Genomic DNA, 16,470 nt, shown 5'->3' on the forward strand with positions numbered 1-16,470 from the left:
CCGGCCACCGGCGGGGACTACAGCCGGGGATCGACCGGCTCGGACTCCAGGGCCAGGACGGCGAAGACCGCCTCGTGCACCCTCCACAGCGGCTCCCCCTCGGCCAGCCGGGAGAGCGCCTCGAGACCCAGCGCGTGCTCGCGCAGGGCGAGCGATCGCTTGCGGCCCAGGAACCGGCGGCGCAGCACGTCCAGGCTCTCGGTGTAGTCGGGCCCGTAGATGATCCGCAGGTACTCCCGTCCGCGCACCTTGACCCCGGGCTGCACCCGGCTCCGCCCGTCCGGCGGGTCCAGCGGCTTGACGACCATGCCCTCGCCGCCCTCGGCGGTCAGCGCCGACCACCAGGCCGTGGCCGCCTCCGTGGACTCCGGCGAGGCCGGATCGGCGAACACGTGCCGGGTGGGCGCGATCAGCGGGTCGTCGAGCCGCGACAGCAGATCCAGGTGCCAGGAGTGCGGCTCCTGGATCGCGGTCGCCCTGCCCTCGCAGGCGAGGATCTGGAACGGTGCCAGCCGAAGACCCTCGAGTCCGGAGACAGGCCAGCAGTAACGTGCATATGCCTGCCTGAAACGGGCAGCGTTGGTGGAGCGGCGTCGGGTGCGGTCCAACAGATCGCCCACATCCAAACCGCGCCCGGCCGCCGCCTCCAGCACGGTGATCGCCTCGGGCAGCACCGTGCGTGCCGCGGCGCCCACCGACGCGTACTGGCCGCGGATCAGCCCCTCGGCCTTGGCCGACCAGGGCAGCAGCTCGCAGTCGAGGGCGATCCAGCCCGACCCCAGCTCCTCCATCAGCGGCGCGCACACCCGCCTGAGCCTGTCGACCAGCTCGGTGGTGTCGGCGAAGAACGACCTTCCGGTACGGGTGTAGACCGCCCCCGCGCTGCCGTCGGTGACCCCGAACCGAGCCGCCGCCACCTCCGGGTCGGCGGCCAGCACGGCCACCGCCCGCGAGCCCATGTGCTTCTCCTCGCACACCACCCGGGTCACCCCGGCCGCCGCGAACTCGGCGAACGCCTCGGCCGGGTGCTCCAGGTAGCCGTCGAGACGGGAGGTCTCCGGAGGCGCCATCGTCGGCGGGAGGTAGACCAGCCAGCGCGGGTCCACCGCGAACCGGCTCATGATCTCCAGGGCGGCTGCCGAGTTCTCCTCGCGGACCTTGATGCGGCCGCCGCCGTGGCGCACCTCGATGTGGCGGGTGCCCCGCACGTCGTCGACGGAGAGCATGCCGGGAGCGCGGTGACCGGGGGCGGTCAGCGGCTTGACCGACTCGTACCAGACGCGCTCGGCGGGCACCGAGACGATCTCCCGCTCCGGGTAGCGCAGCGCGGTGAGGCGCCCGCCGAAGACCACCCCGGTGTCCAGGCAGATCGTGTTGTTGATCCACTCGGTCTCGGGGACCGGGGTGTGGCCGTAGACGACCATGGCCCGGCCCCGGTACTCGTGCGCCCAGGGGTAGCGCACCGGCAGACCGTACTCGTCGGTCTCGCCGGTGGTGTCGCCGTACAGCGCGAAGGAGCGGACCCTGCCGGAGGCGCGGCCGTGGTACTCCTCCTTGAGCCCGGCGTGGGCGACGACGAGTTTGCCCCCGTCGAGCTGGTAGTGGCTGATCAGGCCGTCCATGAAGGCCAGCGCCTCCCGCCTGAACTCCTCCGGCTCGGCGGCCAGCTGGTCCAGGGACTCCTGGAGGCCGTGGGCCACCCGGACCTTGCGGCCGTTGAGCGCGCGGGCCAGCTTCTGCTCGTGGTTGCCCGACACGCACAGCGCGGTCCCGGCCGCGACCATGCCCATGACCAGCCGGAGCACGCCCGGCGAGTCGGGCCCCCGGTCCACCAGGTCGCCGACGAACACCGCCGTCCTGCTCTCGGGGTGGACCGCCCCCGCGCCGCCGGGGTCGACCTCCCAGCCGAGGTCGCGCAGCAGCGTCTCCAGCTCGGCGCGGCAGCCGTGCACGTCGCCCACGATGTCGAACGGGCCGGTCAGCTCGCGCCTGTCGGTCCACGCCCTCTCGGTGACGACCGTCGCGGCCTCGATCTCCTCGGCCCCGCGCAGCACGTGGACCCGGCGGAAGCCGTCACGGGAGATCCTGCTCATGGAACGGCGCAGCTCCTTGCGCTGCCTGACGACCACGCGCGCCCCGAAGTCCCGGTCGGGCCTGGACTCGTTGCGCGCGATCGCCAGCTCCTCCGGTACGTCCAGGACGATCGCGTCGACCAGCACGTTGTGCGCCTTCGCGAGGGTGACCAGCTGCTTGCGCGCCTCCCACTGCACGTTCGTGGCGTCCACGACCGTCAGCAGCCCGCGCCTCAGGCGGGTGCCGACGATGTAGTGGAGCACGTCGAAGGCGTCGGGGGTGGCGGCCTGGTCGTTCTCGTCGTCGGCGACCAGCCCCCGGCAGAAGTCGGAGGAGATCACCTGGGTCGGCGCGAAGTGCCTGGCGGCGAAGGTCGACTTGCCGCTGCCGGACACCCCCACGAGCACGACGAGCGACATCTCCGGTACGGCGATCTCAGTCATCTCCACCTCCCGCGTCTCCCGCGCCCATGGGCGTCTCCGTACTTCCGGGACCGTCTTCGGTACTCCCGGGACCGCCTGACGCGCCCGCAAGGTCCTTCACGCCCGCAAGGCCCTTCACGCCCGCGGGGTCCTTCACGCCCGCGAGGCCGAACAGGGCCATCTGGGTGGGCGGGCCGACCTCGGGGTCGTCGTCGCCGACCGGCAGGAACTCGGCGCGGTAGCCGTACTCGCCGCACACCTTCGCCGCCCACGCGCGGAACTCGGCGCGGGTCCACTCGAAGCGGTGGTCGGGGTGGCGCGCACCGCTCAGGGATTCGTAGCGGACGTTGTGCTCGACGTTGGGGGTCGTGACGATCACGTACCCCGGCCGGGCGGTTCCGAAGACCACCCGCTCCAGCGCGTCCAGGCGCGGCGGATCGACGTGCTCGACGACCTCCATCAGCACCGCGGCGTCATACCCGGCGAACCGGACGTCGGTGTAGGTCAGCGCGCCCTGGAACAACTCCAGCCGCTCCCGCCGGCGTTCCGGCATCCGGTCGAGCCTCAGCCGCCTGGCCGCGAGCGCCAGCGCCCGGGAGGAAACGTCCGCTCCCGCCACCCTGGTGAACCGGGGCCGGTCGAGCAGCGCCGCGACCAGACGGCCGGAACCGCACCCGAGGTCGATGACGGTGCCCACTCCCAGTCCCTCCAGCGTGGCGAGCACGGCCTCCAGGCGAAGGATGTTCAACGGCCGCCTGGCGGCGCCCCCGGGCCCGGTCCGCGACTCCCCCTCGGAAGGGATCTCACCGGCCGGAAGGTCCCCGTCCGGCGCGCCGGTCCCGCCGACGGCGGCGGCTCCCGGCCCCTCCCCCGGCTCCTCCCCGGCGGAACCCTCCGCGGCGGGGTCGGCCGAGGGGTCCTCCTCGACAGGGGTCTCGAGGTCCTCCTCCACGTCGTCGCCGATCTCGGCGAGGCGGGCGAAGGCGGTACGGGTGAGGGCCCGGCGACGGCCGAGGTAGCGGTGAGTGATCAGACCCCGGGCGGGGTGGGCGGCCAGCCACGACTCGCCCGCCCTGATCAGCTTGTCCACCTCGTCGGGGGCCACCCAGTAGTGCTTGGCGTCGTCGAGCACGGGAAGCAGCACGTAGAGCTGGTTGAGCGCGTCGGCCAGGCGGACCTCCCCGCGCAGCACCAGCCGCACGTAACGGGAGTCGCCCCACTCGGGGAACTCCTCGTCCAGCGGCAGGGCGGTCGCCTCGACCCGCCAGCCCAGCGGTTCGAACAGCCGGCGCGCGAGCTCGGGACCGCCCTTGCACGGCAGCACGGGCAGGGTGATCTCCAGCGGTATCGGCCCCGCGGCCAGCTCGGGACGGCTGTCACAGCGCCCGGTGCGCGCCGTGCGGAACACGTCGGCCAGCGCCACGGCCAGCAGCGACGACGCGGCGTAGGGCCGGTCGTTGACGTACTGGCCCAGCGTGTAGTCGGGCGTGGACCGGTCGCGCGAGCGCACCAGGCGGACCGGGTCGACGTCGAGCATCAGCGCGGCCGTGCAGCGCTCCTCGCTCGCCTCGGGGTAGAGGACACGTGCCACGCCGTACGACTGCCCGAACTCCTGGACCCGGTCGGGGTGCTTGTGCAGCAGGAATCCGAGGTCCGTGGCGGGACTCACGGTGGTGGAGATCGTCAGCAACACCCGGTTCAGTGTGCCGCACCCCCGCCGGGACGGCCATCGGTTAACGCCCCGAACCCCCATGACCCGGCCATCGACCGATGGTTCCGGATCCACACGACACGCCGCCGGTTGGGCGACATGTCATGATCCGTTCCCAGCGGGGAGCTCCGAGGGCGCGGTCCCGGGCCAGGACCGGGAGCGCGCCCGCGGGGGCGGCTCACGGCCGAGGGCGAGGGCCGGGTCGAGGGGCGGGGGCGGGGGCCGGGAGGCCGGGGGCGAGCCGGTCCGTGAACGGCCCGCCCGTACGCGGTGACGCGCGGGCCCGCGGCCTACACGTGGGACAGGATCTCGTCCGAGATGAGTTCCAGCTGGTCGAGGTCGTCCAGGTCCAGCACCTGCAGATAGATCCGCTCGGCGCCCAGCTCGGCGAACCGGCCGATCTTCTCGGCCACCTCGGCGGGGGTGCCCGCCAGGCCCGTCGCACGCAGCGCGGCGAGGTCCTGCCCGGTCGCCTCGGCCCGCCGCGCGATCTCCGCGTCGTCGGAACCGACGCAGACGGTCTGCGCGACGGAGAACACGACCTGTTCCCTGCCCTCCGCCTCGCACGCCTTTCTGACCCGGTCGAAGGCCTGCGAGGTGTCCTCCAGGGTGCGGAACGGCACGTTGTACTCGTCGGCGAACCGGGCGACCAGGCGCGGGGTGCGCGTGGCGCCGGTGCCGCCGATGATGATCGGCGGTTTCGGGCTCTGCGCGGGCTTCGGCAGCGCGAGCGAGTCGGCCAGCCGGTAGTGGGCCCCTTCGAAGGAGAACGTCTCACCCTTGGGCGTGGTCCAGAGCCCGACCAGTATCTCCAGCTGCTCCTCGAACCGGCCGAACCGCTCACCGACCGGCGGGAACGGGATGCCGTACGCGGTGTGCTCGGCGTCGTACCAGCCGGTGCCCAGGCCCAGCTCCACCCGCCCGCCGCTCATCTGGTCGACCTGGGCCACGCTGATCGCCAGCGGGCCCGGCAGCCGGAAGGTGACCGGCGTGACCAGGGTGCCGAGACGGATCGTGGAGGTGTCCCTGGCGAGGCCGGCCAGGGTCGTCCAGGCGTCGGTGGAGCCGGGTCCCGGGTCGCCGGGTCCGAGCCGCATGTAGTGGTCGGAACGGAAGAAGGCGTCGAACCCCAGCCGCTCCGCGGCCAGCGCGACCGTCAGCAGTTCGTCGTAGGTGGCACCCTGCTGCGGTTCAGTGAAGATCCTCAACTTCATGAGAACCATTATCCGGGCACTCCGGACGGCATCCGCAGAAAGCCCGCGCCGCGGCGGGAACGCTTGCTAACGTTCTGGCCTCTGACGCAACGGGTAGCGGATCGACCACTCACAGCGATCACCCCTTGGCCGTCGAGGAGGGGATCACATGCCTGTGGCGACCGACCGCCCCCACACCCGCCGGGTCCGCGAGCCCGGCACCCCGCCCCGGCCCCTCGTGGTGCTCGCCTCGATCGCGCTCGCCGCGGGCACCGGGGCCGCGATCTGGCTGCTGCCCTCCAGGGCGCAGGGCGAGTGGGCCCCCCTCGAGGGGCGGGCCGGGTCCGGGGCGACGCCCTCGGGAACGGCCTCGGGGTCCGCGGCCGAGCCCTCGCCCCCACCGGCCGTCACCCGCCCTTCGGGCTTCGTGGCGTTCGTGGACGCGGTCCGCGAGCCGCGCTTCAACCTTTCCAGGGAGGCCAGGAGGAGCCACGTGCGCTGGTTCACGCTGGGTCACCTCACCGCAGGGCAGAAGGGCTGCGTCCCCAAGTGGGGCGGGCTCCAGGCGCAGGGGGGCAACCCGGTCGCCAACCGGCTCGCCCCCCTGCGCGCCGCGGGCGGGAACGCGGGCCTCGCCTTCGGCGGCCCGGCGGGGCGCGAGCTCGCCGCAGCCTGCTTCGACCTCGCCAGGCTCACCGCCGCCTACCGCCGGGCGATCGGCACCTTCGAGGCCACGTACATCGACTTCGAGGTCCACGGCCCGGCGGGCGGCGCCACCGTGCTGCGGCGGGCCAGGGCGATCGCGGCCCTGCAGCGCGAGGCGGCCGGCGAGGGCCGTTCCCTCACGGTGAGCTTCACCCTTCCGGTCACCGGGGCCGGCCTGTCCCCCGCCGACCAGGAGATGCTCCGGACCACCCGGGCGGCGGGCGCCGAGATCACCGCCGTCAACCTCCTGGCGCCCGTCGACACCGCCTCGGGCGCGGGGAACCGCCTGCGCCCGATCGCCTCGGCCGTCCGCGCCGCGCACCCTCAGATCGCCCGTTCCCTGGGCGAGAGCGCCGCCTGGAACCGGATCGCCCTGACACCCGTGCTGGCCGGTCCCGGCGACCTCACGCGGCTGGAGGCCCGCAGGCTCGCCACCTTCACCAGCCGCAACCGCCTGGCGTGGCTCTCCACGAGAGGCGCGGCCCTCTCTCCCGGTATCACCCGGTTCCTCACCGGCGCGACGCGCTAGCCGGCCCTCGGCGGGCCCGGGAAACCCGGGCAGGCACTGGACAAGCGCCTTCTTTGGGGTTATCAATGGGTTATAACCCTCCTGTAACCCCATAGGGGAGATGAAATGCCGAAGATCAATGTCTATCTGCCCGACGAGCTGGCAGAAGCGGTGAAGAAGGCGGGCGTGCCGGTCTCCGCCGTGTGCCAGCGGGCTCTGGAGCAGGCCGTACGGCGGGTGACGGCCATCCGCGAGACGGCGCTCGGCGCCCCCGACCTCGACGACCTGACCGCGCGCCTCACCCACTTCACCCCGCGGGCCCGGGACGTGGTCAGGCTGTCGGTGGAGCAGGCGCGCGCCCTGGGTGCGGCCGAGGTCGGCACCGAGCACCTGCTGGGCGGCATGCTCGCCGAGGGAGGCAACCTGGCGATCCAGGTTCTCGGCGCCCTGGAGATCGACCCCGAGGAGGTGCGGCGGCGCCTGGACCGGCTCAGCCTCGACACCCCGGCCGCGACCGGCGCCGACGAGGCGGAGCTCGCCTTCGGGGCGCCCGCGGCGGCGGCCCTGGAGATGACCGTCACCGAGGCCACCTCGCTCGGTCACAACTACGTCGGCTGCGAGCACCTGCTCCTCGGACTGGTCGCCGAACCGGACGGGGCGGCCGGGCGCATCCTGCGGGAGCTGGGCGCCGAGCACCGGCTGACCCGCCACGCGGTCTCGGCCGCGCTCGCCGGATACGTCCACCTGCGCGCGCAGACCCGGCCCGCCGCCCCTTCCCCGGCCCTGCCCGCCGACGCGGCGAGCACCCTGTCGGCGGCCGTGCGCGAGGAGCTGCGCCCCGTCCTGCTCAGGCTCGAACGGCTGGAGGAGCGCCTCGGCACGGCGGACGAGGCGTAGCCGTGGGCGCGATTCCCTCCCCGCCCCGAGGGACGGGACCTCCACACCGCGGGTACCCGGTGACCACCCGCCCGGCCGTGTACCTGGTCGCGGGCGTGATCGCGTGGCTGGTCACCGGGATCGCCGTCGGCGTGCTCGTGGGGATGGGCTCGGGCGTGCTCGCCGGGGTGCCTGCGGGCATGGGCGCGGGCATGGGCGCGCACGCCCTCATCAGGCGCTTCCTGGCCGAGGCGGGCCCGGACCGGGAACCGGGATCCGGTGCCCGGCGGGTGGCGCCCCCGGTCCGGTGACCGCTGGAGACCGGCGGGGCGCCGGGGACCTCACCGTGCTCGGCCGCACAGGGCGGTCTCGAAGGCTGCGATCAGGTGCTCGCGCCGCCCTGCCGTACCGGCCTGGCCCGTGGTGTAGACGGTCGCCTGGCGTCCCGCCCGGTCGCGCCCGCTGATGACGGACACGCCGGGCACGTCACCGCCGTGGAACCAGGCCGGACCACAGCTCAGCCGGGCGCGGGCGATGCCGAGACCGTACCGGGCGTCCGCGGGCCAGCCCGCCTCCCCGACGGGCACGGGAGCGCCGACCATCGTCCGCAGCGTCTCGCGTGACAGCACCTTGCCGTCGAACACCCCTCGCCAGAACCGGTCGAGATCGCCGGGTGTGGAGACCAGGCCGCCGCCGGCGCCGAACTCGTAGCCGGGCAACCTCGTGAGGTCGACGATCCCGGTTCCGGGATTCGCGGGCTGCACACCGTAGGTGTGCGCGTGCGCCCCGCGGATGCCCGTCTCGCCGCGGGCCGGCCAGTAGGTGTTCCGCATGCCCAGCGGTTCGATCACCAGATCGTGGCTGACCTCGCGGAAGTCGCGGCCGGTCACGGCACGCACGATCATGCCGGCGACCAGGTAGTTGGTGTTGGAGTAGGCGAACCGGCCGAGAGGCGTCGGCTTCCGGGCGAGCGCGAGCCCGAGGTAGTCCTGGGGGATCTTGGACCAGTCGGCCACGTCGGCGTATTCGGGCAGCCCGCTGGTCTGCCGGAGGAGGTCGCGCACCGTGATCCTCCGCCCGTCCGTCGCCGCGCCCGCGCCCTTCCCGCGTACGGTGCCGGGCAGGTAACGGTCGACGGGCGCGTCCAGGTCGATCCTCTTCCGCTCTGCCAGCCGCATCACGGTCACCGCCATGACCGGCCAGGACCAGCGCGCCGGCGACCGCGGTCGCGAGCAGCCGGCGGGAGTTCTTCCGAGGCATGGGTTCGCCTTAGGGATCGGGGGACGAATGACGCCTCCGACTCTGTCCGGTGGAGGGGGGAAGAGCAGTGACGCCTGCACCGCTCTTGCGGGAGGGCCTCCCCTACCCCCTCCGGTCGTGCGCGCCCCATGGCTCGTGCGCACCCCACGGCGAACCGGCCGGACCGGCTGTGAACCGGCCCGAGGACGGTCCCCCGCACGGCGGCCGACGGTGGCCAGGGGGCGGCGGGAGGACGGCGAGGGAAAACCGGTGGGGCACCGTCAGGGCACCGGTCGGCATCGCGCTCCGACGCGGAGGCTCCCCGCCTCGCGGAAGCTCTCCGCGAGGCGCCCCAGGCCCGGTTCGATCCTCTCCAGGGGGATCGCGCCGTACCCGAGCACCAGTCCCGCCCGCGCGGGGGCCTCGCCGTAGTAGGCGGCGAGGTCCTGCAGCGCGACGCCCGCCTCCCACGCGTACGCCGCCACAAGGGCCGTGTCGACCCCGGCGCCCGGCTTCAGGTGGGCGCAGAGATGCAGGCCCGCGGCGGAGGGAACCGGCTCCAGCCAGTCGTGGAAGTCACGCCGGAGGATGGTGAGGATCCGCTCGTGGCGGGCCGCGTACTCGCGCGTCGCCCTGCGGACGTGCCGCCCGAGGAGGCCCTCGTCGATGAAGCAGGCCAGCGCCGCCTGGGCGGGAAGCTCGCCGCTCCAGTCGGTGAGCCGCTTGGCGGCGCGGAGGGCGGGTTGGAGCGAGGCGGGGGCGATCAGGAAGCCCAGACGCAGCATCGGCAGCATCGTTTTGGAGAAGGAGCCGACGTAGATGACGTGACCGCTGCGGTCGAGGCTCTGGAGCGGTTCGAGCGGGCGGTCCTCGAAGCGGAACTCGCTGTCGTAGTCGTCCTCGATCACCACGGCGCCGCGCCGCCCGGCCCATTCGAGCAGCGCGGCGCGGCGGCCGAGCGACATCGGCGTACCCAGCGGGAACTGGTGTGACGGCGTGACGTAGACGAGGCGGGCGGAGTCGGGGAGGGCGGCCACGTCCAGGCCCTCCCCGTCGACGGGGACGCCGACGACCCGCGCGCCCAGGGACCGGAACAGCAGCCTGGCCGGAGGGTAGCCCGGCTCCTCGACGGCCACCCGGCAGCCCGGCTCGATCATGACGCGGCCGATCAGGTCGAGCGCCTGCTGGGCTCCCTGCGTGACGAGCACGTCATCGGCGCTCGCCCGCACCGAGCGGGAGACACCGACGTGGCGGGCGACGGCCTCCCGCAGGTCCGCGTACCCGGCGGGGTCGCCGTAGCCGGCGGAGCGCACCAGCGCCGGGCGCAGCTCGCGGGCGACGAGCCTGCGCCACGTTTCGAGCGGGAACAGCTCCGCGTCGGGGAGCCCCACCCTGAAGTCGTAGACCGCCTCCCCCTCCGGTTCGGCCTGCGGGGCGGCCGGGGAGCGCCAGAGGCGGCGGGGACGCACGCCGCCGCCCGCGGGCGCGTTCCTGGGACGGGTGCGGGCGAGGGGCTCGGCGCACACGAAGGTGCCCGCCCCGACCCTGCCGACGAGAACGCCCTCGGCGATGAGCCGCTCGTAGGCGACGGCCGCGGTGTTGCGCGACACGTCAAGCCGCCGCGCCAGCTCGCGGGTGGGGGGCAGACGCTCCCCCGGGCGCAGGCGGCCGTCGAGGACGGCGTCCAGGAGCTGCCGGTAGATGCGGGCGGACAGGTCGCCGCGACCGGTGAGGCTCACGTGGAAGTCCATTGCGTCCCCTCGTATTGGCCCAGTGGACTCTCCTCATATTGGATCTTACATGGGACCAATGGGCTCCCTAAAGTTGCCCTCTGCACGGCTCGCGGCGAGGCCCGCCAAGCCCGTGACGACCGAACAGCCGATGAAGGAGCACCATGCTCAACCGGATCATGCCCTCGTCCGGGCCGCCCCGGGTCCTCGCCCTCGCGCAACTGACCAATTCCATCGGGGACGGCGCGTACTACGTGTGCTCGGCGCTCTACTTCATCCGGATCGTGGGGCTCTCGCCGACCCAGGTCGGCTTCGCGCTGACGTTCGGCTGGGCCGTCGGCTTCGTGGCGGGCGTCCCGCTCGGCCACCTCGCCGACCGCCGGGGACCTCGCGGCACGGCGGTCCTGCTGGCCGTCGCCACGGCCGCCGCGGTCGGCTCGTTCCTGTTCGTCCGTTCCTTCCCCGTATTCGTGGTGGCCGCCTGCCTGTACGCGATCTCGCAGTGCGGTCTCGCCGCGGCCAGGCAGGCGCTGCTCGCCGGTCTGGTGGACAGGACGCGGCGGACGCGGGTCCGGGCCCACCTGCAGGCGACGGTCAACGCCGGTCTGGCGGTCGGCGCCGCGCTCGGCGGGGCGGCACTGCACCTCGACACCCGGGCGGCCTACCTGACGGTTCTCGGGATGGACGCGCTGAGCTTCCTGCTCTCCGCCCTGATCCTGCTCCGCCTCCCCCCTGTGCCGCCCGCGGCGGCCGCACCGGCGGGCGAACCGGCGCTAGCGGTGCTCAGGGACAGGCCGTACGCCCTGCTCTCCTTGCTCAACATGGTCACGCTGCTGAACATGCCGCTGCTCAGCCTGGTCATCCCCCTGTGGATCGTCCAGCGGACCGAGGCCCCGAGCTGGACGGTCTCCGCCCTGCTGATCCTCAACACCCTGGGCGTCGTGCTGTTCCAGGTGCGGGTGGCCCGGCGGGTCACGGACCTGGAGAGCGCCTCCAGGTCCGTACGGCGGGCGGGCGCGGTGCTGCTCGCCGCGTGCGCGGTGTTCGCCCTGTCGTCGGCGTCGTCGGCCTGGTCCTCGGCGTGGGCCGCCGCGCTCGTCCTGCTCCTCGCGGCCTGCCTGCAGGTGTTCGGCGAGATGGCGCACGCCTCCGGCGCCTGGGAGATCGGGTTCGATCTCGCCCCGGCCGACAGGCAGGGGCAGTACCAGGGCTTCTTCGGGTCCGGCGCGGCGGTCGCCAGGATGCTCGGCCCGTTGCTGCTCACGACGCTGATCCTCACCTGGGGGACCCCGGGCTGGCTGGTGCTCGGCGGCCTGTTCCTGCTGTCCGGCCTCGCCACGGGACCGGCCGTGCGCTGGGCCCTGCGAACCCGGCGGGCGGAGCCGGCCGCCGAGGGGGTGTCCGGGTAGCGGGCGCGGGCGCTGCGGGACCGCCGAGGCCGGGCGGCCGTTCCCGCCGGATGACCCGCCGCGCCGTTCCGCGGGCCGGCTCGTGGACGCCCGGTGGGTCATCCGCGGCCTCGCCGGGTGACCGCGTCGCCGGCCGCGCCCACCGCGAGGCCGAGGACGATCATGACGACGTAGCTGTAGATCTCGTAGCCGCCGGGGACGAGGAAACGGACGAAGCCCATGAAGTGGATCCAGCCGAACCACTCGTGCAGGAGGCCGCTCGCACCGCCGACGACGAGGACGAAGCAGATCAGGCCGGACAAGGCCGCCAGGGGGGACTTCGAGGTGGAGGTCATGGCCCGACGGTAGGCGTGTGGCTCCGGGCCCCGGATCGGGCTCAAGACGGCCGGATGGTGACCAAGGTCGGCCGCCGGCGGGCCGGGGGTCGTACTTAAGTATCCGGCCGCGGCCTGGACGCCCGTTCGCGGGCGGGGGGCGCGTAGGTTTTCTGAGTATGCGCCGCATCCACCGCACCCGCCGCGACTGGGTCGCCGACCTGGCGCTGTTCCTCTTCGCCGCCTGTTTCGCCGCCGTCAGCTCGCAGTCCGTCCCGATCCCCGAGGACCTCGATCCCGTGTGGCGGGACGCCGACCAGGTGGCCGGCGGACTGGGGTGCGCGGCGGTGCTCCTGCGGCGGCGCTGGCCGGTGACGCTGGCGGTGACGCTGCTGCTCGCGGGCACCCAGGCGCACCACCTGACCGGCCCGGCGATGGTGGCGGTGTTCACGGTGGCCGCGACCCGGCCGTGGCGGGTCACGGCGTGGGTGGCGGCGCTGGCCTTCGCGCCGCTGCCCGTCTTCCTGTGGCAGGTGGCGGAGATACCCGAGGCCCGCGCGGACTCGGCGCTGGCGTACTTCGCGCTGATCGCCGGGGCCGTCGGGTGGGGGCTGTTCCGGCGCTCCCGGCAGCAGCTGATCGCCTCGCTGCGAGAGCGTGCCGAACTGGCGGAGGCGGACGCGGAGTCGCGCGCCGACTGGGTCCGGCGGGAGACGCGGGAGGAGATCGCCCGCGAGATGCACGACGTGCTCGGTCACCGGCTGTCGCTGCTGAGCGTGCACGCGGGAGCGCTGGAGTTCAACCCGGGCGCGCCCGGGGAGGAGATCGCGCGGGCCGCCGGGGTGATCCGGGAGAGCGCCCACCTGGCCCTGCGCGACCTGCGCGAGGTGATCGGGGTGCTGCGGGCCGGACCTGAGGAGGGTGAGCGCCCGCAGCCGGAACTGGCGGACCTGGCCCGGCTGGTGGCGGAGGCCCGGGCGACGGGCGGCCGGATCGAGCTGACCGGGCCGCCGGAAGGACCGGCGCCGCCGCCCGTGGTGGGGCGTACGGCGTACCGGATCGTCCAGGAGGCGCTGACCAACGCACGCAAGCACGCGCCCGGCGCGGCGATCGCGGTAGAGGTGACCGGGGGCCCGGCGGGCGGGCTGGCGGTGGAGGTCCGTAACGCGCCGCCGCCCGGACCGGCTCCGGCCTCCGGCGCGAGCGAGGGCGGGGGCGTCGGGCAGGGGCTGATCGGGCTGGCCGAACGGGCCCGCCTGGCGGGCGGTGAGCTGACGGCCGGTCCCGCCGACGGTGGTTTCCGGGTCCACGCCTCACTACCCTGGCCGGCGACGGACCTCGCGCCCGTCACGGGCCGGGGCTGAGGAGGGGACGAGATGACCCGCGTCCGCCGCGGGCCTGAGCCGAGGAGGGGGACGAGGTGATCCGCGTCCTGCTGGTCGACGACGACGCGATCGTGCGGGCCGGGCTGCGCCTGATGCTGGGCGGGGCCCCGGACGTCGAGATCGTCGCGGAGGCCGCCGACGGGGCGGAGGTGCCCGCCCTGGTCGCCGCGTACGGACCCGATCTGGTGTTGATGGACATCCGGATGCCGGGCGTCGACGGGCTGGCCGCCACCGAGAGGCTCCGGGCCCGGCCCGGTGCCCCGGAGGTGCTGGTCCTGACCACCTTCCACACCGACGCGCACGTGCTGCGGGCGCTGCGCGCCGGCGCGGCCGGCTTCCTTCTCAAGGACACCCCGCCGCAGGACATCGTCACGGCCGTCCGGACGGTGGCCGCCGGAGATCCGGTGCTCTCCCCCGCCGTCACCCGCCGCCTCATCGAGCAGGTGACGGACGGCTCCGGGCAGGAGGACCGGGCCGCCGCCGCCCGGGCCCGGCTGGCGCTGCTGGCCGAGCGGGAGCGGGAGGTGGCCCTGGCGGTCGGGCGCGGCCGCTCCAACGCGGAGATCGCGCGGGAGCTGCATCTGGCGCTGCCGACGGTGAAGACGCACGTGTCACGGATCCTGACCCGGCTGGATCTCAACAACCGGGTCCAGATCGCCCTGCTGGTCCACGACGCGAGCACGCCGGGAGGCCTGTGAGACCGCCGCCGGGCGGGCACTCGTACCGGACGCGCCGCCGGTTCGCCGCGCCGAGCGGGCTCCGCCCAGTGCCGCCCGGAGACCGACGCCTCGTCACGAACACCCGGCCATCACGCGGCCGGTCAACGAGCCGCGGCGCCGCCAGGCCCAGCGCATGCCGGGTCCGGCCATTGAGCATGAGCTGAGCTCGCGTACTCGACTGTCGCGAGTTCCCCGGCGCGGCGGGCCGGACAGGGGTTCCTCCGTGTCCGGCCCGACGGCGGGACAGGGCGTCAGAGGTCGAGGACGAGGTCCTCGCGGGGTTGCGAGCAGCAGATCAGCGCGTTGCCGTCGGCGGGGGCGTCCACCGGCTCCGGCGAGTAGCCGACCGCGCCGGACAGCAGACCGCTCTCGCAGGTGTGGCAGACCCCGGTACGGCACGACCAGCGGGTCGGCACATCGCACGCCTCCGCGAGTTCGAGCAGGCTCTCGTAGGCGGGGTCCCAGGAGACGGTGAGGCCGCTGCGCGCGAACGTGACGGCGGGCCCGGCTCCCGGCGCGCCGACGGGTGGGTGCGGGGGGCGGGCGGCTACCGGGGCCACTCCCGGCGTCAGCGCCGCCTCCGCGCCGAAGACTTCCGTGTGGACGCTCGCGGGGGCGAGTTCGGAGGCGACGAGGGCGGGCGGCAGGTCGCGCATGAAGGCAGGAGGACCGCAAAGATAGGCGTCGGCGGCGTGCGGGACGCCGAGGCGGCCGAGCAGTTCGACCGACAGCCGTCCCGCCGTGCCGTAGTCGGCTCCCTGGCGGTCGCCGGGCGCGGGCCGGCTGTAGCAGACGTGCTCGTGCGCGTTGGGAAGCAGCGCGCGAAGGCCGCCGCTCTCCGCGGCGAACGGGTGTTCCGTACCGCCGCGCGTGCCGTACAGCCACCACACCTCGCGGGTCGAGCGGGCGGCGGCGAGGGCGTGCAGCATGGCGAGGACGGGGGTCGCGCCGATGCCCGCCGAGAGCAGCAGGACCGGAGCGTCGCCGTCTTCCAGGGTGAACGTGCCGCGCGGCGCCGCCACTTCGAGAAGGTCGCCGACACGCGGGTGGGTGCGGAGATAGGTGCTGGCGACACCCCTGGGCTCCTGCTTGACGCTGATCCGGTAGCGACCGGCGTCGGGCGGGCCGGACAGCGAGTAACTGCGGATGACCGGTGGACCGCCGCCCTCGGGGCGCAGCCGTACGGTGAGGAACTGGCCCGGCAGGGCGGCCGGCAGCGGCTTCCCGCCGGTGGCCTCCAGGGTCAGTGAGAACACGCTGCGGCTCTCGGCGTCGATCCGGGTGATCCGCAGCGGCCGGAACCCCGGCCAGGCGGGCGGCGGCCCGGCCGCGGCGGGCGTCAGCCCCGGGTTCCCCGCCGATCCCTTCTTCGTGCCCTTGTCATCAGGCCGGTCGAGCAGGGCCTGCAGGGACGCCCGCCAGCCTTCGCTCAGTGCGGGGATGCGCAGCGCCCGCTCCAGCCGGTCGCGGGGGTGCCCCGGCAGGTAGAGCAGGGCGTCGATCTCCGCGACGGACATCGCCTCCGGTCCGGAGGCGACCTTGACGATCTCGTCGCCCGCCTCCACCCGCCCTTCGGTGATCACCCGGAAGTAGAACCCGGGACGCCGGTGGGACACCAGCAGGGCCGCCATCCGCGGCTCGTTCATCCGCAGGCCTACCCGGTAGCAGGTGACCCGGGGCTGGGTGACCTCGAACACCGCCTCCCCGACGCGGTAGCGGTCGCCGACGCACACCTCGTCGTCGGGCAGCCCGTCGACCGTGAGGTTCTCCCCGAACTGCCCGTAGACGAAGTCGTCGCGGCCGAACTCCTCCTGCCAGTGCCGGTAGGAGTCGATCTGGTAGACCAGCACCGCGCGGTGCTCGCCGCCGTGCCCCCGAAGGTCTCCCTGGCCGTCCCCGTCGATGTTCAGCCGGCGCACCGTGCGCGGCCCGGCCACGGACCGCTTCCACACCCCGGTGTGCACCGTCGTGCCGTGCCACGGGACGTCCCTGGGCAGGCCGACATTGATCGACAGGAGCGTCGCCACGTGTCTTCCCCCTCGTCAAGAGGCACCGGGCTCCCCTGCACGATACCTCGTTCTCGCAGGTCAGCTGGGATCTCGCAGCACGGTCCCCGTGCCTGCGCGCAGCGCGGCCCCGGCCGTGGCGTTCATCTTCCAGTCCTCTTTCCGCGCCTTGACGTGATT

Annotated in this window: 13 protein-coding genes; 6 read left to right on the forward strand and 7 right to left on the reverse strand. The window is 74.0% G+C overall.

The genetic code is table 11. The features are described from left to right. Positions 1-17: 17 nt before the first annotated feature. From ACVCAG_RS19985 to ACVCAG_RS19995, 3 genes are all read right to left on the reverse strand, one after another. A complete protein-coding gene (locus tag ACVCAG_RS19985) occupies positions 18-2,516 on the reverse strand; it encodes a polynucleotide kinase-phosphatase (protein WP_440084809.1) in 2,499 nt (832 codons plus the stop codon). Continuing rightward, on the reverse strand, positions 2,509-4,188 hold the full coding sequence (locus ACVCAG_RS19990) for a 3' terminal RNA ribose 2'-O-methyltransferase Hen1 (RefSeq protein ID WP_440084810.1): 1,680 nt from the start codon (positions 4,186-4,188) through the stop codon (positions 2,509-2,511). The genes ACVCAG_RS19985 and ACVCAG_RS19990 overlap by 8 nt, the downstream gene beginning before the upstream one ends. A 308-nt stretch (positions 4,189-4,496) precedes the next feature. Further along, positions 4,497-5,420, reverse strand: coding sequence for a TIGR03560 family F420-dependent LLM class oxidoreductase (locus tag ACVCAG_RS19995; RefSeq protein WP_440084811.1), 924 nt, complete (start codon positions 5,418-5,420; stop codon positions 4,497-4,499). 148 nt (positions 5,421-5,568) lie between these two features. Here ACVCAG_RS19995 and ACVCAG_RS20000 point away from each other — a divergent pair, with 148 nt between their 5' ends. The 3 genes from ACVCAG_RS20000 (at position 5,569) to ACVCAG_RS20010 (ending at position 7,799) form a co-directional block, all read left to right on the forward strand. Then, complete coding sequence (locus ACVCAG_RS20000) at positions 5,569-6,633, forward strand: hypothetical protein (protein WP_440084812.1); 1,065 nt, start codon at positions 5,569-5,571, stop codon at positions 6,631-6,633. Positions 6,634-6,738: 105 nt separating this feature from the next. Next, positions 6,739-7,509 carry a Clp protease N-terminal domain-containing protein gene (locus ACVCAG_RS20005; protein ID WP_440084813.1) on the forward strand — a complete coding sequence of 257 codons (771 nt, stop codon included), beginning with the start codon at positions 6,739-6,741 and terminating at the stop codon, positions 7,507-7,509. Positions 7,510-7,568: 59 nt separating this feature from the next. Next, positions 7,569-7,799: a hypothetical protein gene (locus ACVCAG_RS20010; protein ID WP_440084814.1), complete on the forward strand. Its 231-nt coding sequence runs from the start codon at positions 7,569-7,571 to the stop codon at positions 7,797-7,799. A gap of 30 nt (positions 7,800-7,829) precedes the next feature. Here the strand turns inward: ACVCAG_RS20010 and ACVCAG_RS20015 are convergent, their stop codons facing one another. Together ACVCAG_RS20015 and pdxR are read right to left on the reverse strand one after the other, a co-directional pair. Then, positions 7,830-8,681: a serine hydrolase gene (locus ACVCAG_RS20015; RefSeq protein ID WP_440084815.1), complete on the reverse strand. Its 852-nt coding sequence runs from the start codon at positions 8,679-8,681 to the stop codon at positions 7,830-7,832. Positions 8,682-9,008: 327 nt separating this feature from the next. Beyond that, positions 9,009-10,478 (reverse strand): MocR-like pyridoxine biosynthesis transcription factor PdxR, encoded by a 1,470-nt coding sequence (gene pdxR, locus ACVCAG_RS20020; protein ID WP_440084816.1) that lies wholly within the window; start codon positions 10,476-10,478, stop codon positions 9,009-9,011. A 143-nt stretch (positions 10,479-10,621) separates the two neighbouring features. Here pdxR and ACVCAG_RS20025 point away from each other — a divergent pair, with 143 nt between their 5' ends. After that, positions 10,622-11,866: an MFS transporter gene (locus tag ACVCAG_RS20025; RefSeq protein WP_440084817.1), complete on the forward strand. Its 1,245-nt coding sequence runs from the start codon at positions 10,622-10,624 to the stop codon at positions 11,864-11,866. 98 nt (positions 11,867-11,964) lie between these two features. On the opposite strand, the gene ACVCAG_RS20030 is transcribed toward ACVCAG_RS20025, so the two are convergent. Beyond that, positions 11,965-12,201, reverse strand: a complete 237-nt coding sequence (locus tag ACVCAG_RS20030; protein ID WP_440084818.1) for a hypothetical protein — start codon at positions 12,199-12,201, stop codon at positions 11,965-11,967. A 158-nt stretch (positions 12,202-12,359) separates the two neighbouring features. Here ACVCAG_RS20030 and ACVCAG_RS20035 point away from each other — a divergent pair, with 158 nt between their 5' ends. Together ACVCAG_RS20035 and ACVCAG_RS20040 are read left to right on the forward strand one after the other, a co-directional pair. Continuing rightward, positions 12,360-13,544: a histidine kinase gene (locus ACVCAG_RS20035; RefSeq protein WP_440084819.1), complete on the forward strand. Its 1,185-nt coding sequence runs from the start codon at positions 12,360-12,362 to the stop codon at positions 13,542-13,544. Between the two features lie 56 nt (positions 13,545-13,600). Beyond that, positions 13,601-14,263: a response regulator gene (locus ACVCAG_RS20040; RefSeq protein ID WP_440084820.1), complete on the forward strand. Its 663-nt coding sequence runs from the start codon at positions 13,601-13,603 to the stop codon at positions 14,261-14,263. A gap of 272 nt (positions 14,264-14,535) precedes the next feature. Here the strand turns inward: ACVCAG_RS20040 and ACVCAG_RS20045 are convergent, their stop codons facing one another. Next, positions 14,536-16,311, reverse strand: a complete 1,776-nt coding sequence (locus tag ACVCAG_RS20045) for an MOSC domain-containing protein (RefSeq protein WP_440084821.1) — start codon at positions 16,309-16,311, stop codon at positions 14,536-14,538. Positions 16,312-16,470: the final 159 nt, after the last annotated feature.

It is taken from the genome of Streptosporangium sp. G12 (genome assembly GCF_052983175.1).

Excerpts from the sequence above, each read along its gene's own strand:
- ACVCAG_RS20030 (WP_440084818.1), bottom strand. The coding sequence starts at position 12,201 with ATGACCTCCACCTCGAAGTCCCCCCTGGCGGCCTTGTCCGGCCTGATC.
- ACVCAG_RS20035 (WP_440084819.1), top strand. The coding sequence starts at position 12,360 with ATGCGCCGCATCCACCGCACCCGCCGCGACTGGGTCGCCGACCTGGCG.
- ACVCAG_RS20005 (WP_440084813.1), top strand. The coding sequence starts at position 6,739 with ATGCCGAAGATCAATGTCTATCTGCCCGACGAGCTGGCAGAAGCGGTG.
- ACVCAG_RS19985 (WP_440084809.1), bottom strand. The coding sequence starts at position 2,516 with ATGACTGAGATCGCCGTACCGGAGATGTCGCTCGTCGTGCTCGTGGGG.
- pdxR (WP_440084816.1), bottom strand. The coding sequence starts at position 10,478 with ATGGACTTCCACGTGAGCCTCACCGGTCGCGGCGACCTGTCCGCCCGC.
- ACVCAG_RS20000 (WP_440084812.1), top strand. The coding sequence starts at position 5,569 with ATGCCTGTGGCGACCGACCGCCCCCACACCCGCCGGGTCCGCGAGCCC.
- ACVCAG_RS20015 (WP_440084815.1), bottom strand. The coding sequence starts at position 8,681 with ATGGCGGTGACCGTGATGCGGCTGGCAGAGCGGAAGAGGATCGACCTG.
- ACVCAG_RS20025 (WP_440084817.1), top strand. The coding sequence starts at position 10,622 with ATGCTCAACCGGATCATGCCCTCGTCCGGGCCGCCCCGGGTCCTCGCC.
- ACVCAG_RS19995 (WP_440084811.1), bottom strand. The coding sequence starts at position 5,420 with ATGAAGTTGAGGATCTTCACTGAACCGCAGCAGGGTGCCACCTACGAC.